Below are 26601 nucleotides of genomic sequence, written 5' to 3' on the forward strand. Positions count from 1 at the left end.
GAGAAAAAAGCATGAGACAAATCAGGCCCCAGGCTCCAGCATGGTGCCCGCGCTACGTTTGTGGCTGAACTGCCAGCCCAGCGCGAAGAAGGTGATCACCCCGATCACCGCCAGCATCACCCAGGGTAACTCCGGCTGACTGAATGCTTTGCCGGCATCAAACAGCCAGCCGCCGCCTGCATAACCCAGCGCACCGCCAATCGCCAGTCCGAGGCGGCTAAAGCCCATATAGCTACCACGTGCACGGGCATCCGCCAGCTGGGCGCTCAGGGTTTCACGTGCCGGTTCGGCGATGATCGAGCCAATGTAAAAAGTGCAGATCAGAATAAACAGCTGCTGTAGCGAGCTGACCATCCCGATCGGCAGCATGCTGATCGACATTAACAGCAGTCCAGCCATTAACCGGTGCTCCAGACGAAACCGCTTTTCGCTCCAGCGGGCAATCGGATAGAGCAGAGTCAGCGACAGGCTGGCTTCGATGGCATACATCCATTTCACCGCTGCCGGAGAGCCGGCGATATCGTTGACCATGATGGGCAGCATAAGCATGACCTGCACCGCCAGCATGTAATAGCCCGCCAGGGTCAGCACGTAGGTGACGAAGCGTTTGTCCCGCAGCACCCGGCCCATCCCTTCGCGCACCGGGGCCTTAACGGTGGAGAGTTTCCACGCAGGCAGTAGCCAGGCGTTGAAGCCCGCGCACAGGATAAAGAGGACGGCACCTACGGCGCAGACCAGGCGGAAATCATACTGCAGTAGCCAGCTACCCAGCAGGGCGCCAATCACCGCGCCGGCACTGTCCTGCATCATCAACAGGGAGAAAAACCGTCCACGCTGCTGCGGGCGAATCAGTTTGACCACCAGCGCGGTGCGCGGTGGGTCAAATAATGTTCCTCCGAGCCCGGAGATAAGGCAGGAGGCCCAGAGTATCCAGGGTTCGTGAGCAATGCCCATGGTGGCAAACCCGGCCGCACGTAGCAGCATGCCGGTGACGATCATCGGTTTGGCGCCGAAGCGGTCGGCAATCGCGCCACCAAAGATCCCCAGCCCTTGCTGCACAAACTGGCGCAGGCCGAGGGCAATACCGACCATTAATGCCGCCCAGCCCATTTGATCCACAAAGCGAATCGAAATCAGAGGGAATACGACAAAAAAGCCCAGTACTACCAGCATATTATCGACGAGAAGGAAGTATTTACCCAGGTTCCGGGCCTGCGAGATGCGGGACATTTCCCCTCCGGGAAATTAAAAGGTAAGCGCGCTAATATTCTGCGGGGTTATGAACATTTTTCCCACTGTCCCGGCGACAATATTTTTTTATCAAACGAAGACTTTGATTGGCGCTTTTCATCGTAAAGTGTGAAAAGTCACGAAAATGGTATGTCACTGTTTTCACAGACGGCAACCGCACAGGTATAGTAAAGATAACGGGCCGAGGTTGTAACGGGAAGGAGTGGTATCGATGTTTGGCTATCGCAGTAATGTGCCGAAGGTGCGCCTGACGACCGACCGGCTGGTTGTGCGTCTGGTGCACGAGCGTGATGCCTGGCGTCTGGCGGATTATTACGCCGAGAATCGTCAGTTTTTAAAACCCTGGGAGCCCATTCGGGATGAGAGCCACTGTTATCCCTCCGGGTGGCAGGCGCGCCTGGGAATGATTGCAGAGTTCCATAAGCAGGGCTCGGCATTCTATTTCGCGCTGCTCGATCCCGATGAAAAAGAGATCATCGGCATCGCCAATTTTTCCAACGTGGTGCGCGGGTCTTTTCATGCCTGCTATCTCGGCTATTCAATTGGCCAGAAGTGGCAAGGGCAGGGGTTGATGTTCGAGGCGCTCTCCGCCGCCATTCGCTATATGCAGCGCACCCAACATATTCACCGCATTATGGCGAACTATATGCCGCACAATCAGCGCAGCGGCGATCTGCTGGCGCGTCTCGGCTTTGAAAAAGAGGGATACGCGAAAGATTATCTATTGATAGACGGCGAGTGGCGCGATCATGTCCTGACGGCGCTCACAACCAAAGAGTGGAGCTCAGGACGCTAAGGAGATGTCATGAAATATCAGTTATCGCTTATGGAAGCGCGGGTGATCGGCAGCCTGCTTGAAAAACAGATCACTACCCCTGAACAGTATCCCCTGTCGATCAATGCCGTGACGCTTGCCTGTAACCAAAAAACTAACCGCGAGCCGGTGATGAACCTTGCAGAACATGAGGTTCAGGATCTGCTTGATGCGCTGGTCAAGCGCCACTATCTACGAACAGTGAGCGGGTTCGGCAACCGCGTCACAAAGTACGAGCAGCGTTTCTGCAACTCTGAATTTGGCGACCTGAAACTCAATCCCGCCGAGGTGGCGGTCATTACCACACTGCTGTTGCGTGGGCCTCAAACCCCGGGTGAACTGCGCAGCCGGGCCGCGCGGATGTATGAATTTGCCGATATGCAGGAGATTGAGCAAACGCTGGAACATCTGGCCTCCCGCGAAGACGGGCCCTATGTCTTGCGTCTGCCGCGGGAGCCGGGCAAACGTGAGAGCCGTTATATGCATCTCTTTAGCGGCAATGTCGAAACGCTGATAAACGTGGTTGAGGCGGTGGCGCCGGTAGAGGATGAGAGCCTGCTTGCCCGCGTCGAGGCGCTGGAAGGTGAAGTCGCCGACCTAAAACAGCGGCTCGATTCGCTGCTGGCACATCTGGGAGATTAACTGTGACAAAATTACGCGTAGGTGTTGTAGGGTTGGGCGGCATTGCTCAGAAAGCCTGGCTGCCGGTATTGAGCGCCGCCACCGACTGGACGCTGCAGGGGGCCTGGTCTCCGTCGCGGGATAAAGCGCTGCGTATCTGTGAGACCTTCCGCATGCCCTATGCCGGCTCGCTGACCGAACTGGCCCAGCAGTGCGACGCGGTCTTTGTTCATACCTCTACGGCTACCCATTACCAGGTGGTGAGCGAACTGCTCAACGCCGGCGTGCATGTCTGCGTAGATAAACCGCTGGCAGAAAATATTCAGGATGCCGAGCGTCTGATTGAACTGGCCGCGCGGAAAAAACTCACCCTGATGGTGGGCTTCAATCGCCGTTTTGCCCCCCTGTATCAGTCGCTGAAAAGTCAGCTCTCTGGCGCGGCTTCTCTGCGAATGGATAAGCACCGCGCTGACAGCGTCGGCCCCGGCGATCTGCGCTTCACGCTGCTCGACGACTATCTGCACGTGGTAGACACCGCACTGTGGCTGGCAGGCGGTAACGCGCAGCTCGATAGCGGCACCCTGCTGGCGAACGAGCAAGGCGAGATGGTCTATGCCGAGCACCATTTCAGTATTAACCATTTGCAGATTACAACCGCCATGCATCGGCGGGCGGGCAGTCAACGGGAGTGGGTTCAGGCCGTCACCGACGGTGCGCTGGTGGATGTCACCGATATGCGTGAGTGGCGAGAAGAGAGAGGGCAGGGGGTGGTACACCGCCCGGTACCGGGCTGGCAGAGTACGCTGGAGCAGCGGGGTTTTGCAGGCTGCGCGCATCACTTTATTGAGTGCGTGCAAAATCAGACCATTCCGGAGACGGCGGGCGAGCAGGCCATTATGGCTCAGCGCATCGTCGAGAAGCTGTGGCGCGAGGCGATGAGCGAGTAACCATTATCTGCGGGTTCAACCCCTGTAACATCTGCCGATAGTAATTCCCCGGAATCCAGGTAGACTAAGCGCTTCTTTCAACGCCTGCACTGCAGGCGTTTTGCCGTGTGGTTGTGGAAATTCACGTTAATGAACCTATTAAAATCGCTGGCCGCCGTCAGCTCGATGACCATGTTTTCTCGCGTGCTGGGCTTTGCACGCGATGCCATTGTGGCGAGGGTTTTTGGTGCAGGCATGGCGACCGATGCCTTCTTCGTCGCCTTTAAGTTGCCCAACCTGCTGCGTCGTATCTTTGCTGAAGGGGCTTTCTCGCAGGCGTTTGTCCCAATCCTGGCTGAGTACAAAAGTAAGCAGGGCGAAGATGCCACCCGGGTGTTTATCTCTTACGTTTCGGGTCTGCTGACCCTGGCGCTGGCCATCGTCACCGTGGTGGGGATGTTGGCAGCGCCGTGGGTCATCATGGTGACCGCGCCAGGCTTTGCCAACACGGCGGACAAATTTGCTCTCACCACCCAGCTGTTGCAGATCACTTTCCCCTATATTTTGCTTATATCGCTCGCCTCTCTGGCAGGGGCGATTCTCAATACCTGGAACCGCTTCTCGGTACCGGCGTTTGCCCCCACGTTCCTCAATATCAGCATGATCGGATTTGCGCTGTTTGCCGCGCCGCACTTTAACCCTCCGGTGCTGGCCCTTGCCTGGGCGGTGACCGTCGGCGGCGTGTTGCAGCTGGCTTATCAGCTACCGCATCTGAAGAAAATTGGCATGCTGGTCTTGCCGCGCATCAACCTGCGCGATGCCGGAGCGATGCGTGTCGTCAAACAGATGGGGCCGGCGATCCTGGGCGTCTCCGTTAGTCAGATCTCGCTGATTATCAACACCATTTTTGCCTCCTTCCTTGCCTCAGGATCGGTTTCATGGATGTATTACGCCGATCGTCTGATGGAGTTTCCCTCTGGCGTGCTGGGCGTGGCGCTGGGCACCATCTTGCTGCCGTCGCTGTCGAAAAGCTTTGCCAGCGGCAATAATGATGAATATTGCCGCCTGATGGACTGGGGGCTGCGGCTCTGCTTCCTGCTGGCACTTCCCAGTGCGGTTGCGCTGGGGATCCTGGCCAAGCCGCTGACCGTGTCGCTGTTCCAGTACGGCAAATTTACCGCGTTTGATGCGGCCATGACCCAGCGGGCGCTCATTGCCTATTCGGTAGGACTGATGGGGCTGATCGTCGTGAAAGTGTTGGCGCCGGGCTTCTATTCGCGCCAGGACATCAAAACGCCGGTCAAAATTGCCATTGTGACTTTAATTATGACCCAGCTGATGAACCTGGCGTTTATTGGCCCTCTTAAGCACGCTGGCCTGGCACTCTCTATCGGTCTGGCGGCATGTCTTAACGCCGCGCTGCTCTACTGGCAATTGCGTAAACAGAAGATCTTTACTCCGCAGCCGGGTTGGGCACGTTTCCTGGTGCGTCTGGTGATAGCGGTGTTGGTGATGGCGGCGGCATTAGTGGGCATGCTGCATGTTATGCCGGATTGGGCGCAGGGCACGATGCTCTATCGACTGCTGCGGTTAATGGCGGTCGTGGTGACCGGCGTGGTGGCTTACTTTGCGACCCTGGCCATTCTCGGTTTTAAAGTGAAAGAGTTCACCCGCCGTACGGCGTAACGAAAAAAGGGGAGTCACAGACTGTGCTCCCCGTTCCTCTCTCGCTGGCGCGATTAGATAGAAAACTTCTTACCGCCGCCGCCGCGCGAGGCGGACTGTTGTCCATTCGCGCCATACAGGCCTGGCTCCTGATGTGGCTTCAGAACCTCCAGCGCCTGCTGGTTGCGGGTAATCTGTCCTTCCAGTAACCAACCATTGTGCTGGTTAAGGTCGCGCAACTGCTGGGTTTTTTCTGTAATTGTCTGCCAGCGTTCGGCGAAATCATCATTCGCACTACGTTGGGAGACTTGCTCAGCGCGACGCTGCTGCTCCAGGTAATCCAGAGTGGCGAGCAGCGAACTTTTATCTTCAGTAATTCGCTGAAGTGCGCTGCCGCTGATATGCCCGGCAGAGAGCTGTTGTTGTTCAGCATCCATTACCGTTTTCAGGTCATTAAGAATGACCGTCATTTGATCCAGTATTTCCGAGAGACGACTCATACGGTTTTTACTCTAAGAAACTTTGCGCTTCCTGAATCAGCGCGTCAGCAATTTTGCTGGTATCCATTTTTAGTTCGCCATTACGAATAGCGGTTTTCAGCGCGTCAACGCGTTCCATATTAATATCGTTGCTACCCGGCTGCATCAGCTTCGCCTGGGCATCGCTCAGCGTCACGCTGGTGCTGTTAGCCGACGCCGTTTTTTCAAGGCGAGTTTTTGGCGTGGCAGTGTCATTCGTTTCGCGAGTTTGTACAGTGCTAACCGGCTTTACGGGCGATGTACGATCAATGCTCATTGTGTTGTCCTCATAGAGGGTTCGCGGCGTTGGTGCCTGACATCATCATTTGTTACTACTTTATCGGCAGCCGCCGCAAAATCTTTAAAAAGATTATAGGTTAATCAGAATATTCCCATCAGAACCGACCGTTCCACTGACCACCTGGCCGGAAGCCATACGCACGCGGGCATTCTGCGCCACCGCTGCGTTGTTCAACGCCTTGCCTTCACTGTTCACGCTAAAGCCGTCTCCGCTGGCGACAACCATCACGCGTTGACCGGCTTTAATACGCCATGACTGACGCAGCATACTCAATTGCAGCGGCTGCCCTGGCGCCACATCGCGAAGCGTGACGGCATCTTGCGCCTGGTTGATATCCAGCATGGTGCGCGGTGGCAACTGATCCAGTCTGCCGCGCTTAAGCGTTACGCTACCGGGCTGCAACACGCTGCCGCGAGCAATCACCTGGGAGGCGACAACATAATTGCCCATCGCCTGAACTGCAACCTGAATGTAGCGCTTCTCATTGGCGCAACGTGTCTGCACGCTGAGATTGCCCCACAGTCTGGCACTGCCCGGTACGCTAAATGAGGGCTGCTCACAGCTGGGCAGCAGGTTAGCCGGGGAACGAATGGTCACGGTGACCTCATCGCTAATGCCGGCCAGCCGCTGGGCAAAAAATGCCGTCAGCTGCGCGTCCAGATCCTGCGCAGAGGAGAGGGCGCTCCAGAGCAATAAGGTTGCCGCAAGACCACGTTTGAAAATGCGCATCATAAAATACCCGCCAGTTCCAGGATGAGAGGGATTCTACCTGTCGTCCTTTCTCATCAACGCAATAAATAGCGACGCATTTTGCGCTTATTCCGTCGATAAGGGTGACGGGTTGAGATTTAAGCTGTGAACTGAAATTTTGCCATCAGCGGAGGAGACATGCTCGATAAACTCGACGCCGCGCTACGTTTTCAGCAGGAAGCGCTCAACTTACGCGCCCAGCGTCAGGAGATTCTGGCCGCCAATATCGCGAACGCTGATACCCCCGGGTTTCAGGCGCGCGATATTGATTTTTCCAGTGAACTTAAAAAAGTGATGGAGCGTGGACGGGCCGAAAACACCGGCGTTGCCCTTGCGCTGACATCTGCACGCCATATTCCCGCTCAGGTCGTTAACACCCCGACCACCGATTTACTTTACCGCGTTCCCGATCAGCCATCTCTCGACGGCAACACCGTAGATATGGACCGGGAGCGTACGCAGTTTGCCGATAACAGCCTGAAGTACCAGATGGGGCTGACCGTTCTCGGTGGACAAATTAAAGGCATGATGAATGTCCTGCAGGGAGGCAATTAATTTTGGCTTTACTGAATATTTTTGATATCGCCGGTTCCGCGTTGACCGCCCAGTCCCAGCGTCTGAACGTGGCTGCCAGTAACCTGGCAAACGCCGACAGCGTGACGGGCCCAGATGGTCAACCCTACCGTGCAAAACAGGTTGTTTTCCAGGTCAATGCTGCGCCAGGCGCAGCGACCGGTGGGGTAAAAGTCGCTGATGTGATCGAGAGCCAGGCGCCGGACAAACTGGTGTACGAGCCAGGCAATCCGCTGGCCGATGCCAATGGCTACGTCAAAATGCCAAACGTGGATGTCGTGGGTGAGATGGTGAACACCATGTCTGCCTCCCGCAGCTACCAGGCAAACGTTGAAGTACTCAATACCGTCAAGGGCATGATGCTCAAAACGCTTACTCTCGGTCAGTAAAGGAGACTCGCATGTCCATTGCAGTCAATATGAATGACACCACCAATGCTACCAGCGCAGCCAGCTCCAGCTCGTTGACGGGTAGCAAAGCGTCGGATCTGCAGAGCAGCTTCTTAACGCTACTGGTGGCGCAGTTGAAAAACCAGGACCCCACCAACCCGATGCAGAATAACGAACTGACCACGCAGCTTGCGCAGATCAGTACCGTTAGCGGCATCGAAAAACTGAACACCACCCTGGGCTCTATCTCCGGCCAGATCGACAACAGCCAGTCTCTGCAGGCGAGCAGCCTGATTGGTCATGGCGTGATGATCCCGGGTAGCACCATCCTTGCCGGTACCAACACTACCGACGGTACCAGCAATACGTCGACAACGCCGTTTGGCGTTGAGCTGCAGCAGCCTGCCGACAAAGTGACAGCCACCATTACCGATAAGGCTGGCGCCGTCGTTCGCACCATTGACATTGGTGAACTGAAAGCGGGTGTTCACACCTTTACCTGGGATGGCACGCTGGCCGACGGCACGACCGCGCCGAACGGCTCTTATAACGTTGCCATTTCTGCCAGCAGCGGCACGACCCAGTTGGTGGCACAACCTCTGCAGTTTGCGCTGGTTCAGGGCGTCACGCGGGGTAGCGATGGCAACAAACTGGATTTGGGTACCTACGGTACCACCACGCTCGACCAAGTTCGGCAGATTATCTAAGCCTTAATACTTATCAGGAGTAAGTCATGGCCTTTTCTCAAGCGGTCAGCGGCCTGAATGCTGCGGCCACCAACCTCGATGTCATTGGTAACAACATTGCCAACTCCGCGACCTATGGTTTTAAATCCTCAACCGCCTCTTTTGCGGATATGTTTGCGGGTTCTAAAGCGGGTCTGGGCGTCAAAGTGGCCGGCATCACCCAGGATTTCACCGACGGCACTACGACCAACACCGGCCGTGGCCTGGATGTTGCCATTAGCCAGAACGGTTTCTTCCGTATGGTCGACAGCAACGGTTCCGTGTTCTATAGCCGTAACGGCCAGTTCAGCCTGGATGAAAACCGTAATCTGGTGAACATGCAGGGCCTGCAGCTGACCGGTTATCCGGTCGCGGGTACGCCACCAACGGTGCAGACCGGTGCGAACCCACAGGCTATTTCCGTTCCAAATAACTTGATGGCGGCGAAATCCACCACTACAGCAACTCAGCAGATTAACTTGAACTCTACCGACAGCATACCGACGAAAGCATTCGATCCGACTGACCCTGATAGCTACAACAAAAAAGGGACCGTGACGGTGTTTGATAGTCAAGGTAACGAGCATAATATGAACGTTTATTATGTTAAAACCGAGGACAACAAGTGGGATCTGTATACCCAAGATAGCAGCGTAGCGAATTCTCCCTTCGCGAAAAAAGCAGTCATGAACTTTAACGAGAACGGTAATCTGACCTCAGTTAATGATTATATTCCGGATACGGCGAATCCTGGCGATGTTATCGAAGGACCAGCTAATACTGATCCTGCTTTGGGTATTAGAATCGCTACTGACTCAGTCAGCGGTGCGACGCCTGCAACATTCTCCCTGAGCTTCCTCAATTCCATGCAGCAAAACACCGGTGCTAATAACGTAGTTGCTACCACGCAGAACGGTTATAAGCCAGGCGATCTGGTCAGCTATCAGATCAACGATGACGGTACCGTTGTGGGTAACTACTCCAACGAACAGACCCAGGTTCTGGGCCAGATCGTGCTGGCGAACTTCGCCAACAACGAAGGTCTGCAGTCCGAAGGTAATAACGTCTGGTCTGCGACCCAGTCTTCTGGCGTGGCGCTGCTGGGTACCGCCGGTACCGGCAACTTCGGTTCACTGACCAACGGTGCGCTGGAAGCCTCGAACGTGGATCTGAGTAAAGAGCTGGTGAACATGATCGTTGCGCAGCGTAACTACCAGTCGAACGCGCAGACCATCAAAACCCAGGACCAGATCCTCAACACGCTGGTTAACCTTCGCTAAGTGGCTGACGGGATAGCTTAATGGATCACGCAATATATACCGCGATGGGCGCTGCCAGTCAGACGCTCAATCAGCAGGCAGTGACCGCCAGTAACCTGGCTAACGCCTCGACACCCGGATTTCGTGCCCAGCTCAATGCGCTGCGTGCGGTACCGGTAGAAGGCTTGTCCTTGCCAACGCGTACGCTGGTCACCGCCTCGACGCCGGGCGCAGATATGACCCCTGGCCAAATGGACTACACCTCGCGTCCGCTGGACGTGGCGCTGCAGCAGGATGGCTGGCTGGCGGTACAGACCGCAGACGGTACAGAAGGTTATACCCGTAACGGTAACATTCAGGTGAATGCGGCGGGACAACTGACGATTCAGGGGCGTCCGGTGATTGGCGAAGCAGGACCGATCGCCGTGCCGGAAGGCTCTGAGGTCACTATTGCCGCAGACGGAACCATCTCTGCACTTAACCCGGGCGATCCGCCGAATACGGTGGCACCGGTCGGCCGTCTGAAGCTGGTAAAGGCCGAGGGTAACGAAGTGCAGCGTGGCGACGACGGTATCTTCCGTCTGACGCAGGCGGCTCAGGCAACCCGAGGCGCAGCCCTGCAGGCTGACCCAACCATTCGCGTTATGTCTGGCGTACTGGAGGGCAGTAACGTCAAACCGGTTGAAGCCATGACCGATATGATCGCCAGCGCACGTCGTTTCGAGATGCAGATGAAAGTTATCAGCAGCGTGAATGAGAACGCGGGCAAAGCTAACCAACTGTTGGCAATGACTTAACAGGACTTCCTATGATCAGTTCTTTATGGATCGCAAAAACTGGCCTGGATGCGCAGCAAACCAATATGGATGTGATCGCCAACAACCTGGCGAACGTAAGCACCAATGGTTTTAAGCGTCAACGCGCCGTTTTTGAAGATTTGCTTTATCAAACCATCCGCCAGCCAGGTGCGCAGTCGTCTGAACAGACAACGCTGCCGTCCGGTTTGCAGATTGGTACCGGCGTTCGTCCGGTAGCGACCGAGCGTCTGCATAGCCAGGGTAACCTGTCTCAGACCAATAACAGTAAAGATGTGGCCATCAAAGGGCAGGGTTTCTTCCAGGTACAGTTGCCAGATGGCACCTCCGCCTATACCCGTGATGGTTCGTTCCAGGTGGATCAGAACGGCCAGCTGGTCACCGCAGGCGGTTTCCAGGTACAGCCAGCGATCACCATTCCGGCCAACGCCCTCGGCATCACTATCGGGCGTGACGGGGTCGTGAGCGTGACCCAGCAGGGCCAGGCGGCACCTGTGCAGGTTGGCCAGCTCAACCTCACCACCTTTATGAACGACACCGGTCTGGAAAGCATCGGTGAGAACCTGTACATCGAAACCCAGTCTTCCGGCGCGCCGAACGAGAGCACGCCAGGTTTGAATGGTTCAGGTTTGCTCTATCAGGGGTACGTTGAGACCTCTAACGTTAACGTCGCGGAAGAGCTGGTGAATATGATCCAGGTTCAGCGTGCGTATGAAATTAACAGTAAAGCAGTGTCGACGACCGACCAGATGCTGCAGAAACTGACGCAACTCTAAGGTGTAGCCCGGTGCGGTAATCCCCGCACCGGCTCCCTGTTTTCGAAGATGAAGGCAATGCAAAAACACGCGGCGAATCGTTATCCTATAGTGACTCTGCTGGCCGTGACCCTGAGCGGTTGCGCCTGGATCCCGTCTAAACCTTTGGTGCAGGGTGCGACCACCGCCCAACCCGTTCCCGGCCCCGCGCCGGTCGTTAACGGCTCTATTTTCCAGACCGCGCAGCCTATTAACTACGGTTATCAGCCGCTGTTTGAAGATCGTCGTCCGCGTAACGTGGGTGACACACTCACCATCGTCCTGCAGGAAAACGTCAGTGCGAGCAAGAGCTCGTCGGCGAACGCCAGCCGCGATGGCAAAACGAATTTTGGCTTTGACACCGTGCCACGCTACCTGCAAGGGCTGTTTGGTAATGCACGTGCCGATGTCGAGACCTCTGGCGGCAACTCCTTTAATGGTAAGGGCGGCGCCAACGCCAGCAATACCTTTAGCGGCACCCTGACGGTGACCGTCGATCAGGTACTGGTGAACGGTAATTTACATGTTGTGGGTGAAAAACAGATTGCCATCAATCAGGGCACTGAGTTCATTCGATTCTCCGGTGTGGTTAACCCTCGCACCATCAGCGGCACTAACACCGTACCGTCCACCCAGGTGGCGGATGCGCGCATTGAGTACGTCGGTAACGGCTACATCAACGAGGCGCAGAATATGGGTTGGCTGCAGCGTTTCTTCCTTAATTTATCGCCGATGTAAGCGAGGTGACCTATGTTTAAATCCCTCTTGGGTATCGCGTTGGTGCTGGTGGCAAGCTTTGCCCAGGCTGACCGTATCCGCGATCTCACCAGCGTACAGGGCGTACGACAAAACTCCTTGATAGGCTACGGCCTGGTCGTGGGGCTGGATGGTACCGGTGACCAGACGACGCAAACCCCGTTCACCACCCAGAGCCTGAACAACATGCTCTCGCAACTGGGGATCACTGTACCCACGGGCACCAACATGCAGTTGAAGAACGTGGCGGCCGTTATGGTTACCGCGAGCTTCCCCGCGTTTGCGCGTCAGGGGCAGACCATTGACGTGGTGGTCTCTTCCATGGGTAACGCCAAAAGTCTGCGCGGCGGTACGCTGTTAATGACCCCGCTGAAAGGGGTGGACAGCCAGGTCTACGCGCTGGCCCAGGGTAACATTCTGGTTGGCGGCGCAGGCGCCTCCGCGGGTGGCAGCAGCGTGCAGGTTAACCAGCTCAATGGCGGGCGCATCACTAACGGCGCCATCATTGAACGTGAGCTCCCGTCTCAGTTTGGTTCCGGTAATACCATCAATCTGCAGCTGAATAATGAAGATTTCACCATGGCGCAGCAGATTGCCGACACCATCAACCGCAGCCGTGGCTTTGGCAGTGCGACAGCGCTTGACGCGCGTACCGTGCAGATTCGCACCTCCAGCGGCGGCAGCAATCAGGTCCGGATGCTGGCCGATATCCAGAATATGGAAGTCAACGTACCGTTGCAGGATGCGAAAGTGATTATCAACTCCCGTACCGGCTCGGTGGTAATGAACCGCGAAGTGACCCTGGATAGTTGCGCCGTGGCGCAGGGGAACCTCTCGGTAACGGTTAACCGCCAGGCGAACGTCAGCCAGCCTGATACGCCATTCGGTGGCGGCCAGACGGTGGTGACGCCGCAGACGCAGATCGATCTGCGCCAGGAGGGGGGGTCACTGCAGAGCGTACGTTCCAGCGCCAATCTCAACAATGTGGTACGTGCGCTTAACGCGCTGGGCGCCACGCCGATGGAGCTGATGTCGATTCTGCAATCCATGCAGACCGCAGGCTGCCTGCGCGCGAAAGTGGAAATTATCTAATGCTCGGCGATAGCAAACTGATGGCAAGTGCGGCCTGGGATGCCCAGTCGCTCAACGAACTGAAAACCAGTGCAGGTAAAGACCCGGCGGCGAATCTCCGCCCGGTTGCCCGCCAGGTTGAAGGGATGTTTGTGCAGATGATGTTGAAAAGCATGCGTGAAGCGCTACCGAAAGATGGCATCTTCAGCAGCGACTCAACCCGGCTGTACACCAGCATGTATGACCAACAGATTGCCCAGCAGATGACCTCCGGCAAGGGGCTTGGCCTTGCCGATATGATCGTCAAGCAGATGGAAGCCGCACAAGGAGTTAAGCCGGAAGATCAGCCTCAGCAGGTGCCGATGAAGTTCGACCTGCAAACGGTGACCAGTTATCAAAACCAGGCGCTAACCCAGATGGTGCGTAAGGCCGTGCCGAAAGCGCCGGAGAGCAACGATGAGCCGTTATCCGGCGACAGCAAAGACTTCCTGGCGCAGCTCTCTCTGCCCGCACGCCTGGCGAGCGAGCAGAGCGGCGTGCCGCATCACCTGATTCTGGCCCAGGCGGCGCTTGAGTCGGGTTGGGGCCAGCGCCAGATCCGTCGGGAAAACGGCGAGCCGAGCTTTAACATCTTTGGTGTGAAAGCGTCTGGCAGCTGGAAAGGGCCGACGACCGAGATCACCACCACCGAGTTCGAAAACGGTGAGGCGAAAAAGGTTAAAGCCAGGTTCCGCGTTTACAGCTCCTATCTGGAGGCACTCTCAGATTACGTTGGCTTGCTCACCCGCAATCCGCGCTACGCTGCGGTGACCCAGGCGGCGACGGCGGAGCAGGGTGCACAGGCGCTTCAGAGCGCAGGGTATGCCACCGATCCGAACTACGCCCGCAAGCTCACCAGCATGATCCAGCAGCTAAAAGCAATGGGTGAAAAAGTCAGTAAAGCCTATAGCACAGATCTTGAAAATCTGTTCTGAAAGTTCTCAAGTCCTGATGGTGTCTGCCGATAATCATCATCAGGACTCGTGTCTGAAAGTGTAAAAGGAACCCCCATGTCCAGTTTGATTAACAGCGCCATGAGTGGCCTCGGTGCTGCACAGGCAGCGCTGAATACCGTCAGTAATAATATTTCAAGTTACAACGTGGCAGGGTATACCCGCCAGACTACAGTGCTGGGCGCATCGAACAGCACCCTCACAGGCGGTGGCTGGGTAGGAAACGGTGTTTATGTATCAGGAGTGCAACGTGAATACGATGCGTTCATTACCAACCAATTGCGCTCGGCTGAAAATCAGGGCAGTGCGCTAACGACACGCTATCAGCAAATGTCAAAAATTGACGATGTATTATCTGGTAACGCCAATAACTTATCTACGACAATGCAGGATTTCTTTACCAGCCTGCAGACGCTTGTGAGTAATGCAGAAGACCCGGCTGCACGGCAAACCGTTTTGGGAAAAGCAGATGGATTAGTTAACCAATTCAAAGTTAATGATCAATATTTGCGCGACCAAGACAAACAGATTAATACCGCTATTGGCACTAGCGTCGATCAAATAAACAATTATGCGAAGCAGATTGCTAGCTTAAATGATCAAATTTCACGACTGACAGGGGTTGGTGCTGGCGCATCTCCAAATAATTTACTCGATCAGCGCGACCAGTTAGTTAGCGAGCTGAATAAAATCGTCGGTTTGGAAGTTACTGTTCAAGACGGCAACAGTTACAACGTCTCTTTCGGCAATGGTTATACCCTGGTCCAAGGCAGCACTTCAAATGAGCTAGCGGCAGTGAAATCGCACGCTAATACAAATCGTATTACCGTAGCCTATGTAGACAAAGTTGCAGGCAATGTTGAAATCCCTGAGAAATTACTTACCACCGGTTCCCTGGGTGGTATGTTGTCCTTCCGCACTGAAGAGCTGGATAGCGCACGCAATACGCTGAACCAACTGGCGCTATCTTTCGCTAACGCCATGAACGAACAGCATACTAAAGGCTTCGATTCCCAAGGTAAGCAGGGAGGAGAACTGTTCAAAATCGGTAAGCCAGCCATTTATAGTAATGAGAAAAACAACGGCGATGCGGTTATCACGGCCAGTATCTCTGCCACCGATAGCAAATCCGTGCAGGCTACAGATTATAAACTCGAATACGTGGGTCCCACTTGGACGGTAACGCGGCTTTCAGATAAAACCACGCAAACACTCACGCCAGATGCTAGCGGCAATCTCTCGTTTGATGGTCTTGATATCAATATCAGCGGTAATCCAGAGCCTAAAGACAGTTTTATCATTCAGCCAGTCGTCGACGCCATTATGAATATGGACTTGGACATTTCTGATGCCACAAAACTGGCTCTGGCTTCCGCTTCTGATAGTGGTGAAAGCGATAATCGTAACGGACAGGCTTTGCTCGACTTACAAAATAGCAAGGTGGTTGGCGGTACGAAAACCTTCAATGATGCTTATGCGTCTCTTGTTAGCACCGTAGGCAGTAAAACGGCGACGTTGAAGACTAGCAGCACAACCCAGAATAATGTAGCAACGCAGTTGAGCAATCAGCAGCAGTCCATTTCGGGGGTTAACCTTGATGAAGAATACGGTAACTTACAGCGTTATCAGCAATATTACATGGCGAACGCCCAAGTATTGCAAACAGCTAGTGCACTATTCGACGCGTTGCTCAGTATTCGCTAAGGACGAGATAAAATATGCGTATTAGCACTCAAATGATGTACCAGCAGAATATGCGTGGTATCACCGAATCGCAAAGTAAATGGTTGGGTTATGGTGAACAGATGGCAACGGGGAAACGCATTAACCGTCCTTCAGATGATCCAATCGCAGCCTCACAAGCTGTGGTGCTTTCTCAGGCGCAGTCACAAAATACCCAGTTCACTCTGGCCCGTAGCTTCGCTACACAAAAAGTATCGCTAGAAGAGAATGTCTTAACTCAAGTCACTACGGCAATTCAGAGCGCACAAGAAAAGATTGTTTATGCCGGTAACGGTACGCTTAGTGACAATGACCGCGCCTCCCTGGCCACCGACTTAAAAGGGATTCGTGATCAATTAATGAATCTTGCCAACAGTACCGATGGTAATGGCCGCTATATCTTCGCTGGTTATAAAACGGAAAATCCGCCATTCGATATGGGTACGGGCGATTACAATGGCGGCAGTATAGGTATTAGTCAACAAGTAGACTCAGCACGCAATATGCAGATCAGCCATACGGGAATAGAAGTCTTTGACTCTTTCACCAGTAATGCCGATCCGGAGCCAGTAGGGAGTGAGCAGGAAACCAATTTATTCAAAATTTTGGACACTGCAATTGACTCACTAAACACACCAATTGAAGGTAATGGTGTACAGGCAGAAACCGAAACGGCGCGTATTGATAAAGCGAACCGCGGTCTTCGTAACGCGCTTGATAATGTATTGACAGTGCGTGCAGATCTTGGGACAAAACTCAATGAACTGGATAAGTTGGATGCTCTGGGTGATGACCGTGCAATGGGGCAAACACTACAGATGAGCGACCTGGTTGATGTTGACTGGAACTCGGTTATCTCGTCCTACACCATGCAGCAGGCGGCACTTCAGGCTTCGTATAAAGCGTTCAGTGATATGCAGGGAATGTCTCTGTTTCAGCTGAATAGATAACATTTTTGACCTTTAGAGTATGGCTTGAAACTGGTCATACTTTGTCTGCCCAACCCGTCATCCCGGGTTGGGCTTTTTTTTATCCGTTTTGCGCAGCGGCGGTGGTCGTTGCGGTGCGTTCGGTCAGGCGAATCACCAGTGCGATAGCGCCGGTGAGGGTGGCCAGGGCTACTACGGCTGGCCAGCCTGCAAGGGCATACACCTTAGTACCCAGCGCAGAGCCCAGCGCCATACCGATAAATACCACGGTAAAGAGGAGGGCATTCAGACGCCCGCGCGCCTGCGGCTCAAGGCTATAAACCAGGTTCTGGTGGGCCACCAGGCTGGATTGCAGACCCAGGTCAAACCCCACCGCCGATACGGCAATCAGAATCAGTTGACCATGAACGCCCAGCATAGGCATCAGGAACATCAGGGCAAAAGAGACGGTGACCAGTGCGGCGCCGAGCTGGGTGACTTTACCTGCGCCCAGCTTATCAGCCAGCCCACCGGCCAGCGGAGCCGCCAGCGCACCGGCTGCCCCGGCAATACCGAATCCTCCTGCCACCGCGCTGCCCAACTGATAGCGCTCCAGCAGCATCACCGCCAGCGTTGACCAGAAGGCGCTAAAGGCGATTGAGAGGAACCCTTGCGCCAGCGCGGCACGACGCAATGCGGGGTAGCGGCGCCACAGGTGCGCCATCGAGCGCATTAATGCGGGGTAGCTAAGCGTGGAATGAATAGCGAAGCGGGGCAGAACAGCCCACATCACCACACCGATGAGGGCAATACTGGCCGCCGCCAGTTGATACATCACGCGCCAGCCAAAGGCTTCGCCAACGATGCCGCTAACGGTACGGGAGAGCAAAATCCCGAGCAGCAGACCGGTCATCACCGTGCCAACGGTTTTCCCCTGTTTGCCCTCAGGGGCAAGAATGGCCGCCGCCGGAACGATATCCTGCGCCATGGTGGCTGCCATACCAATCAGCAGGCTAACAATCAGTAAGCTGTGCAGTTCCGTGACGAGGCTACTGGCCAGTAAAACCAGCGCCAGGGCCGTGCTTTTCAGCAGAATCAGGGTTCGACGATCATGGCGATCGCCAAGCGGCAGCAGAAACAGAATGCCGATGGCATAGCCTGCCTGGGTCAGGGTAGGTACCAGCCCCATCCCTTCAATACTCAGGTGCAGGTCGCTGCCCATCAGCGGCAGCAAAGGCCGGGCGTAGTAAATCGAGGCAACGCTAAAGCCAGCGCCAATGGCGAGCAGTAAAATGACCCAGCGGCTAATGGCGTGGGCAGGGAGGGTAGTGTTCATAGTGTGTACCTCAATCAGGATGTGACGCTATTCTTTCGCACCCACGCTTGCGGTGGTAGCCAGCCTGGTGTTAAAACACCTATACGTTAAACGTATAACAGAGGGTGATATGCAGCGTTCAGAGCGTATAGATAGGGTGGAGTTGATGCGAACCTTCGTCCGCATTGTTGAGGCAGGCTCGCTGTCTGCGGCGGCGAAACAACTTGAAACCACCCAGGCGACGGTCAGCCGCCGTTTGCAGTCTCTGGAGTCACTGCTGGGTGTGCGACTCATTTTACGCACCACGCATGCCATGAAACTGACCGATGACGGCGAACGATGCTATCAGCACGCGGGTAGGGTGATAGACAGCTGGCTGGCGCTGGAAGATGAGATGGGCCATGCGGAAGATGAACCCGTCGGTGTGCTGCGTGTGCGGGCGCCGCACGCCTTCGGTCAGGAGCAGTTACTGGAGCCATTAACACAGTTTCTGAACCGTTACCCGCGGCTGACGGTCGAGTGGATGCTGAATGACCGTTCGGCAGATTTTATGAGTGAAAATATCGACTGCGCGATTCGGGTCGGGGCGGAGATCGATCCGGCAACGGTTTCAATCCTGCTGGCGGAGGTGCCGCGCTGCATTGTGGCCGCGCCGGAACTCCTGGCTCGCTTCGATCCTGTGCAGTCACCTCAGGCGCTATCCGCATTGCCCTGGGTGGCATTGAACAGCTTTTATCGTCAACATATCGAGCTCTACACCGACGGAGAGACGCAACCGTTGCGTATCCCTATCTCTCCCCGCTTAAGCACTGACAGCCTGTACGTGACGCGTAAAAGCGCACTTACCGGGCTGGGGGTAGCGGTGGTGTCGAGCTGGACGGTGGAGGAAGATATTCGGGCAGGGAGGCTGGTGCATCTTTTACCGGAATGGCAGCCTGCGGCACTGCCCGTGCACCTGGTCTATCCGTGGTCGCGCTATTACCCTGCGCGCTTAAGACGTTTTCTGGAAATGATGCGTGAAGTGATGCCAGAAATAGCCGGTATGCGTAAGCCGCTGGCGCAAAAAAGGTAAAAAAAAGCCGACCCTAAAGTCGGCTTTTTTATTACGCGGCGTGTTTATTCAACAGACTGCGGACGCGTTGCAGGCGCAGTGGCCTGATGCGTTGCACTGTGGCCACCGGCAGATCCTTTACCTTCGAAGTTGAAGGCTGGACGTACCCAGTCGCTATGGCGCGGTGCTTCTGCGACGTATTCCGGCGCAGGAGCGCGGGTCATAGGAGCAGTCGCATGGTGCAGTGAGGTGTCAGCTTTCGCGGCTGGCGCTGCGTTGACTTCTGGCGCTTTCTCTACAGCGACATCCGCCTTCACTTCAGGCTCAGCTTTCACTTCCGGCTCTGCTTCAACCAAAGGCTCTGCTTCAACAACAGGCGCAATTTCCGGTTCAACGTCGGCCACGGCTGCGACAGCAGGGGCTTCCTGAGCAGGCGCTTCGGATGCTTCAGCCACAACAGGTTCTGCTACTGCGACGTCTTCAATCACCTCTTTAGCGACCACGACATCTTCATTGGCGATAATTTGCGGTTGTTCAGCAACAGGCGCGGCAATCACTTCCGGATGGGTTGTCTCCACCGGCGCAACCTGCGACTCAACAGCAATCGCTGCAGCGGTATTCACCTCTTCCGGTGCAACAGTAGTGGCGTCGGTCACAACAGGTTCAACGGCATTGGTTTGCTCATCGATCTGCGCTTCTTGCTCCAGCGGGCGAGCAACCGGATAACGGATCCAGGCTTTACCGGACGCCATCTCTGGGGAGGCGCAGGCAATGGCCAGTGGCATCGGCGACTGCAGCGGGTAACGTTCGTCACGGTAACGACGACGACGCTGACCACTTACACGCAGATGACGCGGGGAACGACGTGAACGACGCGGCATACCGGCGTTATCACGCGCTTCGCCGTTGTCGTCCTGCTCCTGCACGTTTTCCACCACGGCTGGCAGATCCACTTTCGCCAGTTCGGTGCTCTGTGCCGGGGCAACAGGTGCCTCAACGGTTTCTACGGCTGCGGCTTCGTCTGCCTGAGACTGGATACGTACAGATTTGGTCAACTGGCGCTGTTTACGGCGCGGCATCACCTGAACGCGTTCTTCCTGCTCGGTTTCCTGCTCTGGCTGCTCTTCGCGGTTCAGCACTTTAACTTCTTGCTGTGCCTGACGCTTCTCGTCATTACGACGACGGTTGCGCTCACGACGCGGCTGCTGCTCGTCACGGTTACGGGTTTTTTCCGCTTCGGTGCCGGTAGACTGGCGAATTTCGCGCTCTTCCGCGTTCTGCTGCGATTTCTCGCGGCGATTACGACGGTTCTCCTCGCGGCCTTCACGCGCTTCGTTGTTGTCAGCACGGTTGTCGCGACGTTCATTGCGGTCGCCACGGTCGCCACGGTCGCCACGGTCGCCACGGTCGTTACGATCGCCACGGTCATTACGATCGCGACGGTTGTTTTGACGTTTACGGCGCTCCTGAGAACGTTCCTGCTTCTCTTCTTTTTTCTCGACTTTCGGCTGTTCAGGCTGCGCCTCTTCACCGGCAAACATCTTCTTCAGCGCACTGAAGAAGCGGCTCAGCAGGCCTTGCTCAGCAGGGGCTGTGCTTGCTACAACGGCTGGTTTCTTCGCCGCAGGTTTGGCAGTTGCCTCTTCCTGTGCAGGTGCTGGCGGTGCTTCAGGCATCACGAAAGCGGCCAGCGCAGGCTGCTCTGGCAGTTTACGTTCGGCGTACTCTTCTTCAGACGGCAGGGCCATCGCTTCTTCATGCAGCTTCGGCAGCATGTAGCTCAGGGTGGCCGTCTCTTCGCCTTTACGCACGCGCAGAACGGAGTAATGCGGCGTCTGCATCTGATCGTTTGGCACGATCACGCAACGAACGCCGCCCAGACGCGTTTCGATGGCGCTCACTGCGGCACGTTTTTCGTTCAGCAGATAAGACGCAATCGGCACCGGAACAATGGCGTGAACTTCTTTGGTGTTCTCTTTCAGCGCTTCTTCTTCAATCAGACGCAGAATGGAGAGGGACAGCGATTCGTTGTCACGCACGGTACCCGTACCGGAACAGCGTGGGCAGACGTGATGGCTGGACTCACCCAGAGACGGGCTAAGACGCTGACGAGACATCTCCAGCAGGCCAAAGCGCGAAATATGACTGATCTGGATACGCGCACGGTCCTGACGCACGGATTCGCGCAGTCGGTTCTCAACGGCGCGCTGGTGGCGAACAGGGGTCATATCGATAAAGTCGATAACGATCAGACCACCGAGGTCACGCAGACGCAGCTGACGTGCAATCTCATCTGCCGCTTCCAGGTTGGTGTTAAAGGCCGTCTCTTCGATATCGCCACCGCGGGTTGCACGCGCGGAGTTGATGTCGATTGCGGTCAGGGCTTCGGTAGTATCGATAACGATAGAACCGCCTGACGGCAGACGCACTTCACGCTGGAAGGCGGACTCAATCTGGGATTCAATCTGGTAGTGGCTGAACAGCGGGATTTCACCGGTGTACAGTTTAATTTTGCTGGTGAAATCCGGACGACCCAGCGCGGCGATATGCTGGCGAGCCAGCTCAAGCACTTTAGGGTTATCAATCAGAATCTCGCCGATGTCCTGACGCAGATAGTCGCGGAAAGCACGAACAATGACGTTACTTTCCTGGTGAATCAGGAATGGGGCAGGGCGGCTTTCTGCAGCCTTCTGAATCGCTTCCCAGTGCTTAAGGCGGAAGCTCAGGTCCCACTGCAACGCTTCGGCAGATTTGCCGACGCCCGCGGTGCGAACAATCAGGCCCATGCCGTCCGGCAGCTCAAGGCTTGCCAGTGCTTCTTTCAGCTCAGTGCGATCATCACCTTCGATGCGACGAGAGATGCCGCCAGCGCGTGGGTTGTTTGGCATCAGCACCAGATAGCTGCCTGCCAGGCTAATAAAGGTTGTTAGCGCAGCGCCTTTGTTACCCCGTTCTTCTTTATCGATCTGAACGATAACTTCCTGACCTTCACGCAGAACGTCTTTGATGTTCGGACGACCATGGGCGTTATAGTTGGACGGGAAATATTCGCGGGCAATTTCTTTGAGTGGGAGGAAACCGTGACGCTCAGCACCGTAGTCAACAAATGCAGCTTCAAGGCTGGGTTCAATGCGGGTGATTTTGCCTTTGTAAATGTTCGCTTTTTTCTGTTCGTGGCCTGGGCTTTCAATATCCAGATCGTACAGACGCTGCCCATCCACAAGGGCGACACGCAACTCTTCTTGCTGAGTTGCGTTGATTAACATTCTTTTCATCGTAACTTACTCATTATTCTTACATTGACGACTAAGCTGCGGGCAAGATGACGCTTTCCGGGGTATGAACCGATGGCCTCGTGTCTATTCACGTCGCCAACCTCACGGTTGTCGCTCGCTTAAGAGGCGCAAAGTGTCGGTTGCCTGTATTTCATACGGAAACACAGCGCAATTATCAGGGGAACAGCCTGGGTAAAACTCTCCAGAGAAGATTCCATTTACCGGTAAGTACTGCAACCCGCAGCCCGCTAACTGTCTGAAAGATCAATACGTCTTACGCCATTGCTGCGTGGATGATCGGTCAGACAAAATTGGTCATTCCGTCGTTATCCTTACTTAACCAGGATTTAACACGGAAAACAGCAACATTATTCCATTGCTTCCTGGGTTATAGCAAGTTGACTTTTACCATTTATCACCCGGTTACTCACAGTTTTTTCACTTCTTCGAAAGGATCGGTTTAATAACCATCAAATCGATTGCGTAAAGCAAAGAGTAACCGGTCAAAGGTATATATAAGCATAGAAAAATGAGTGGCGCTAACCGCGACTGATAATTAGAATCGCCCACCATGAAAACAGAGACTCCATCAGTAAAAATCGTTGCCATCACCGAAGATGAAGCGGGGCAACGTATCGACAACTTTTTGCGCACCCAACTGAAGGGCGTGCCAAAGAGCATGATCTACCGCATCCTGCGTAAGGGTGAGGTGCGGGTAAATAAGAAGCGCATCAAACCTGAATACAAACTTGAAGCGGGAGATGAAGTCCGCATCCCGCCGGTCCGCGTCGCCGAGCGGGAAGAGCAGGCGGTCTCGCCGCATCTCAACAAAGTTGCGGCGCTAACGGATGTGATTTTATATGAAGACGATCATATCCTGGTGCTGAACAAGCCTTCAGGCACCGCCGTACATGGCGGCAGTGGGCTGAGCTTTGGCGTGATCGAAGGTTTACGCGCCCTGCGCCCCGAAGCGCGCTTCCTTGAACTGGTACACCGCCTCGATCGCGACACTTCTGGTATCTTGTTGGTGGCAAAGAAACGCTCCGCGCTGCGCTCCCTGCATGAACAGTTGCGTGAAAAAGGGATGCAGAAAGATTATCTCGCGCTGGTCCGTGGCCAGTGGCAATCTCACGTGAAAGTGGTTCAAGCGCCACTGCTGAAAAATATTCTGCAAAGCGGTGAGCGTATTGTGCGCGTGAGCCAGGAAGGTAAACCGTCTGAGACCCGTTTTAAGGTTGAAGAGCGTTACGCCTTTGCAACGCTGGTGCGTTGCAGCCCAGTGACGGGGCGTACTCACCAGATTCGCGTCCATACCCAGCACGCAGGCCACCCGATTGCCTTTGATGATCGCTATGGCGATCGCGAATTTGATAAGCAGTTGGCGGGTACCGGGCTTTCACGCCTGTTTCTGCACGCAGCGGCACTGAAGTTTACCCACCCTAATACGGGGGAGGTCATGCGCGTTGAAGCGCCTCTGGACGACCAGCTCAAACGTTGCCTCAAGGTATTGCGGGACGCGATCTAAAAGAAGAAACCGGCCATTGGCCGGTTTTTTTTACGCCATTAACGGGTTGTAATCTTCCCGACGCAGCATCTGGCAGAGCGCAATGAGCGGCAACCCGACCAGCGTATTGGGATCGCGCCCCTCCAGCCGATCGAACAGCGCAATCCCCAGCCCTTCGCTTTTGAAACTGCCTGCGCAGCTCAGCGGACGCTCTTTGCGCACGTAGTCGTCGATCTCCTGCTCGCTAAGATGACGGAAGTGGACGTCAAAGGGTTCGCACTCTGTCTGTAGATGGCCCGTCGCGGTGTTATACAGCGCCAGCCCCGTATAAAAGGTGACGATGTTGCCGCGCGCTTTCATGAGCTGCTGGCGTGCTCTCTCTTCCGTGTGCGGTTTACCGGTAATCTCGCCATCCAGGACGCAAACCTGATCGGATCCTATAATCAGATGGTTAGGATAACGTGCTGCGAAGCACTGCGCTTTTTCCTGTGCCAGACGAAGAACGAGATGGCGGGGGGACTCACCCGGCTGCGGGGTCTCATCGATGTCCGGTGCGGCACATTCAAACGGTAGACCGAGTTTTTCAAGCAACGCGCGGCGCCAGGGAGATGTGGAGGCAAGAATGAGATTCGGCATATTTTTTTCACCAGATATAGCGTATCGATGCCAGCCATTTTAAACTACAGGCCGCAATGTGTGCGAATAATTGGCAAAAGGCAGCTCTGGTTGCCTTTTTCTTTGACTCTATGACGTTACAAAGTTAATATGCGCGCCCTATGCAAAAGGTAAAATTACCCCTGACTCTTGATCCGGTCCGTACGGCTCAAAAACGCCTCGATTACGAAGGAATCTATTCTTCCGATCAGGCAGAGCGTATTGCCGAATCCGTAGTCAGTGTGGACAGTGATGTAGAATGCTCCATGTCGTTCGCTATCGACAACCAGCGCCTTGCCGTTTTAACCGGTGATGCAAAGGTGACGGTAACGCTCGAATGTCAGCGTTGCGGGAAACCGTTTGTACAGCATGTTCACACAACGTATTGTTTTAGCCCGGTTCGTTCCGACGAACAGGCTGAAGCACTCCCGGAAGCGTATGAGCCGATTGAGGTTAACGAATTCGGTGAAATCGATCTTCTGGCGTTGGTTGAAGATGAAATCATCCTCACCTTGCCAGTCGTTCCGGTGCATGATTCTGAACACTGTGAAGTGTCCGAGGCGGACATGGTCTTTGGGGAACTGCCTGATGAAGCGCAAAAACCAAACCCATTTGCCGTATTAGCCAGCTTAAAGCGTAAGTAATTGAGGAGTAAGGTCCATGGCCGTACAACAGAATAAACCAACCCGTTCCAAACGTGGCATGCGTCGTTCCCATGACGCGCTAACTGCAGTTACCAGCCTGTCTGTAGACAAGACTTCTGGTGAGAAACACCTGCGTCACCACATCACTGCTGACGGTTTCTACCGTGGCCGCAAGGTAATCACTAAGTAATCACGCGCAAGCGTGATGAAGCTTAGTGAGGATTTCCCCGGGCAACTGGGGAAACACCAAACCAGGCTGTGACGATACCTTGACACGTCTAACCCTGGCGTTAGATGTCATGGGGGGAGATTTTGGCCCTTCCGTGACAGTGCCTGCAGCATTGCAGGCACTGAACTCTAATTCGCAACTCACACTTCTTTTAGTCGGCAATCCCGACACAATCACGCCATTACTTGCAAAAGCTGACTTTGAACAACGTTCACGTCTGCAGATTATTCCTGCGCAGTCAGTTATTGCCAGTGATGCCCGCCCATCGCAGGCTATTCGCAATAGCCGGGGCAGTTCAATGCGAGTGGCGTTGGAGCTGGTAAAAGAAGGGCGAGCTGAGGCTTGCGTGAGCGCGGGAAATACCGGCGCGCTAATGGGGCTGGCCAAATTACTGCTCAAACCCATCGAGGGGATTGAGCGTCCGGCGTTGGTGACGGTTTTGCCGCATCAACAAAAGGGCAAAACGGTGGTGCTTGATTTAGGTGCTAACGTCGATTGCGATGGCGTGATGCTGGCGCAATTCGCCGTGATGGGCTCGGTGCTAGCCGAAGAGGTGGTAGGCATCACCAATCCCCGCGTCGCCTTGCTGAATATCGGAGAAGAAGAGACCAAAGGTCTTGATAATATCCGCGAGGCCGCCGAGCGACTTAAAACTGTTCCGACCATCAACTATATTGGTTATCTCGAAGCCAACGAATTATTGACCGGAAAAACGGATGTACTGGTGTGTGACGGTTTTACTGGAAACGTCACGTTAAAAACCATGGAAGGGGTCGTCAGAATGTTTCTCTCGCTGCTGAAATCGCAGGGCGAGGGTAAAAAACGGTCCTGGTGGCTGATTTTATTAAAGCGTTGGTTACAAAAAAGCCTGACGCGGCGATTCAGTCACCTCAACCCCGACCAGTATAATGGCGCCTGTCTGTTAGGATTGCGCGGCATCGTGATTAAGAGTCATGGTGCTGCCAATCAGCGAGCCTTTACCGTCGCGATTGAACAGGCAGTGCAGGCGGTGCAGCGACAAGTTCCTCAGCGGATTGCCGCTCGCCTGGAATCTGTATTAGCAAAAAGTGACTGAGCGT

The 26601-nt window shown here is 54.9% G+C and carries 27 protein-coding genes; 20 read left to right on the forward strand and 7 right to left on the reverse strand.

Annotated features, from left to right (window positions below; all coding sequences use genetic code 11):
- Nucleotides 1–21 precede the first annotated feature (21 nt).
- On the reverse strand, nucleotides 22–1230 hold the full coding sequence (gene mdtH, locus JZ655_RS07845; protein WP_046885711.1) for a multidrug efflux MFS transporter MdtH: 1209 nt from the start codon (nucleotides 1228–1230) through the stop codon (nucleotides 22–24).
- Nucleotides 1231–1462: 232 nt separating this feature from the next.
- Between mdtH and rimJ the strand changes: the two genes are divergently transcribed.
- From rimJ to murJ, 4 genes are all read left to right on the forward strand, one after another.
- A complete protein-coding gene (gene rimJ / locus JZ655_RS07850) occupies nucleotides 1463–2047 on the forward strand; it encodes a ribosomal protein S5-alanine N-acetyltransferase (RefSeq protein WP_207293465.1) in 585 nt (194 codons plus the stop codon).
- Nucleotides 2048–2056: 9 nt separating this feature from the next.
- On the forward strand, nucleotides 2057–2707 hold the full coding sequence (locus tag JZ655_RS07855) for a YceH family protein (protein WP_040076181.1): 651 nt from the start codon (nucleotides 2057–2059) through the stop codon (nucleotides 2705–2707).
- Between the two features lie 2 nt (nucleotides 2708–2709).
- Nucleotides 2710–3633 carry a Gfo/Idh/MocA family protein gene (locus JZ655_RS07860; protein ID WP_046885709.1) on the forward strand — a complete coding sequence of 308 codons (924 nt, stop codon included), beginning with the start codon at nucleotides 2710–2712 and terminating at the stop codon, nucleotides 3631–3633.
- A 129-nt stretch (nucleotides 3634–3762) separates the two neighbouring features.
- Nucleotides 3763–5298: a murein biosynthesis integral membrane protein MurJ gene (gene murJ, locus JZ655_RS07865; protein WP_207293466.1), complete on the forward strand. Its 1536-nt coding sequence runs from the start codon at nucleotides 3763–3765 to the stop codon at nucleotides 5296–5298.
- Nucleotides 5299–5351: 53 nt separating this feature from the next.
- Here the strand turns inward: murJ and flgN are convergent, their stop codons facing one another.
- The 3 genes from flgN to flgA form a co-directional block, all read right to left on the reverse strand.
- Nucleotides 5352–5777: a flagella biosynthesis chaperone FlgN gene (gene flgN / locus JZ655_RS07870; RefSeq protein WP_040076178.1), complete on the reverse strand. Its 426-nt coding sequence runs from the start codon at nucleotides 5775–5777 to the stop codon at nucleotides 5352–5354.
- 7 nt (nucleotides 5778–5784) lie between these two features.
- Nucleotides 5785–6072, reverse strand: a complete 288-nt coding sequence (flgM, locus tag JZ655_RS07875; protein ID WP_040076177.1) for a flagellar biosynthesis anti-sigma factor FlgM — start codon at nucleotides 6070–6072, stop codon at nucleotides 5785–5787.
- A 93-nt stretch (nucleotides 6073–6165) separates the two neighbouring features.
- Nucleotides 6166–6825: a flagellar basal body P-ring formation chaperone FlgA gene (gene flgA / locus JZ655_RS07880; protein WP_046885740.1), complete on the reverse strand. Its 660-nt coding sequence runs from the start codon at nucleotides 6823–6825 to the stop codon at nucleotides 6166–6168.
- A gap of 159 nt (nucleotides 6826–6984) precedes the next feature.
- On the opposite strand from flgA, the gene flgB reads away from it, so the two are divergent.
- The 11 genes from flgB to flgL all read left to right on the forward strand — a co-directional run bounded on the left by flgB (nucleotide 6985) and on the right by flgL (nucleotide 16892).
- Nucleotides 6985–7401: a flagellar basal body rod protein FlgB gene (flgB, locus tag JZ655_RS07885; RefSeq protein WP_046885708.1), complete on the forward strand. Its 417-nt coding sequence runs from the start codon at nucleotides 6985–6987 to the stop codon at nucleotides 7399–7401.
- A gap of 2 nt (nucleotides 7402–7403) precedes the next feature.
- Nucleotides 7404–7808, forward strand: a complete 405-nt coding sequence (gene flgC / locus JZ655_RS07890; RefSeq protein WP_040076175.1) for a flagellar basal body rod protein FlgC — start codon at nucleotides 7404–7406, stop codon at nucleotides 7806–7808.
- 11 nt (nucleotides 7809–7819) lie between these two features.
- Nucleotides 7820–8515 (forward strand): flagellar hook assembly protein FlgD, encoded by a 696-nt coding sequence (gene flgD, locus JZ655_RS07895; protein WP_040076174.1) that lies wholly within the window; start codon nucleotides 7820–7822, stop codon nucleotides 8513–8515.
- Nucleotides 8516–8541: 26 nt separating this feature from the next.
- Nucleotides 8542–9813 (forward strand): flagellar hook protein FlgE, encoded by a 1272-nt coding sequence (gene flgE / locus JZ655_RS07900; RefSeq protein ID WP_207293467.1) that lies wholly within the window; start codon nucleotides 8542–8544, stop codon nucleotides 9811–9813.
- A gap of 20 nt (nucleotides 9814–9833) precedes the next feature.
- Nucleotides 9834–10589, forward strand: a complete 756-nt coding sequence (locus tag JZ655_RS07905) for a flagellar basal body rod protein FlgF (RefSeq protein WP_046885706.1) — start codon at nucleotides 9834–9836, stop codon at nucleotides 10587–10589.
- Between the two features lie 11 nt (nucleotides 10590–10600).
- Nucleotides 10601–11383 (forward strand): flagellar basal-body rod protein FlgG, encoded by a 783-nt coding sequence (gene flgG / locus JZ655_RS07910; RefSeq protein ID WP_040076171.1) that lies wholly within the window; start codon nucleotides 10601–10603, stop codon nucleotides 11381–11383.
- 57 nt (nucleotides 11384–11440) lie between these two features.
- Complete coding sequence (flgH, locus tag JZ655_RS07915; RefSeq protein ID WP_040076170.1) at nucleotides 11441–12139, forward strand: flagellar basal body L-ring protein FlgH; 699 nt, start codon at nucleotides 11441–11443, stop codon at nucleotides 12137–12139.
- Between the two features lie 12 nt (nucleotides 12140–12151).
- Complete coding sequence (locus JZ655_RS07920) at nucleotides 12152–13249, forward strand: flagellar basal body P-ring protein FlgI (RefSeq protein ID WP_040076169.1); 1098 nt, start codon at nucleotides 12152–12154, stop codon at nucleotides 13247–13249.
- Complete coding sequence (flgJ, locus tag JZ655_RS07925) at nucleotides 13249–14202, forward strand: flagellar assembly peptidoglycan hydrolase FlgJ (RefSeq protein ID WP_040076168.1); 954 nt, start codon at nucleotides 13249–13251, stop codon at nucleotides 14200–14202. The genes JZ655_RS07920 and flgJ overlap by 1 nt, the downstream gene beginning before the upstream one ends.
- Nucleotides 14203–14277: 75 nt before the next feature.
- The gene (flgK, locus tag JZ655_RS07930) at nucleotides 14278–15924 is read left to right on the forward strand and encodes a flagellar hook-associated protein FlgK (RefSeq protein WP_207293468.1); all 1647 of its coding nucleotides are present in this window, start codon (nucleotides 14278–14280) and stop codon (nucleotides 15922–15924) included.
- Between the two features lie 14 nt (nucleotides 15925–15938).
- Nucleotides 15939–16892, forward strand: coding sequence for a flagellar hook-associated protein FlgL (gene flgL, locus JZ655_RS07935; RefSeq protein ID WP_040076165.1), 954 nt, complete (start codon nucleotides 15939–15941; stop codon nucleotides 16890–16892).
- Between the two features lie 79 nt (nucleotides 16893–16971).
- On the opposite strand, the gene JZ655_RS07940 is transcribed toward flgL, so the two are convergent.
- Nucleotides 16972–18186, reverse strand: coding sequence for an MFS transporter (locus tag JZ655_RS07940; protein ID WP_207293469.1), 1215 nt, complete (start codon nucleotides 18184–18186; stop codon nucleotides 16972–16974).
- Nucleotides 18187–18295: 109 nt separating this feature from the next.
- On the opposite strand from JZ655_RS07940, the gene JZ655_RS07945 reads away from it, so the two are divergent.
- Nucleotides 18296–19237, forward strand: a complete 942-nt coding sequence (locus tag JZ655_RS07945; protein ID WP_040076162.1) for a LysR family transcriptional regulator — start codon at nucleotides 18296–18298, stop codon at nucleotides 19235–19237.
- Nucleotides 19238–19281: 44 nt separating this feature from the next.
- On the opposite strand, the gene rne is transcribed toward JZ655_RS07945, so the two are convergent.
- Nucleotides 19282–22491: a ribonuclease E gene (gene rne / locus JZ655_RS07950; RefSeq protein WP_207293470.1), complete on the reverse strand. Its 3210-nt coding sequence runs from the start codon at nucleotides 22489–22491 to the stop codon at nucleotides 19282–19284.
- Nucleotides 22492–23062: 571 nt separating this feature from the next.
- Here rne and rluC point away from each other — a divergent pair.
- The gene (gene rluC, locus JZ655_RS07955) at nucleotides 23063–24016 is read left to right on the forward strand and encodes a 23S rRNA pseudouridine(955/2504/2580) synthase RluC (protein ID WP_207293471.1); all 954 of its coding nucleotides are present in this window, start codon (nucleotides 23063–23065) and stop codon (nucleotides 24014–24016) included.
- A gap of 30 nt (nucleotides 24017–24046) precedes the next feature.
- Here the strand turns inward: rluC and JZ655_RS07960 are convergent, their stop codons facing one another.
- Entirely contained in the window at nucleotides 24047–24631 is a 585-nt protein-coding gene (locus JZ655_RS07960; protein ID WP_207293472.1) for a Maf family protein, read from the reverse strand.
- A gap of 140 nt (nucleotides 24632–24771) precedes the next feature.
- Between JZ655_RS07960 and yceD the strand changes: the two genes are divergently transcribed.
- The 3 genes from yceD (at nucleotide 24772) to plsX (ending at nucleotide 26597) form a co-directional block, all read left to right on the forward strand.
- The gene (yceD, locus tag JZ655_RS07965) at nucleotides 24772–25293 is read left to right on the forward strand and encodes a 23S rRNA accumulation protein YceD (RefSeq protein WP_006174678.1); all 522 of its coding nucleotides are present in this window, start codon (nucleotides 24772–24774) and stop codon (nucleotides 25291–25293) included.
- Nucleotides 25294–25309: 16 nt separating this feature from the next.
- A complete protein-coding gene (gene rpmF / locus JZ655_RS07970) occupies nucleotides 25310–25483 on the forward strand; it encodes a 50S ribosomal protein L32 (RefSeq protein WP_003857964.1) in 174 nt (57 codons plus the stop codon).
- Nucleotides 25484–25562: 79 nt separating this feature from the next.
- Nucleotides 25563–26597 carry a phosphate acyltransferase PlsX gene (gene plsX, locus JZ655_RS07975; protein ID WP_154298858.1) on the forward strand — a complete coding sequence of 345 codons (1035 nt, stop codon included), beginning with the start codon at nucleotides 25563–25565 and terminating at the stop codon, nucleotides 26595–26597.
- Nucleotides 26598–26601: the final 4 nt, after the last annotated feature.

The sequence above is a fragment of the Leclercia pneumoniae genome (assembly GCF_017348915.1).
In the GTDB taxonomy this organism is placed as follows: Bacteria; Pseudomonadota; Gammaproteobacteria; order Enterobacterales; family Enterobacteriaceae; genus Enterobacter; species Enterobacter pneumoniae.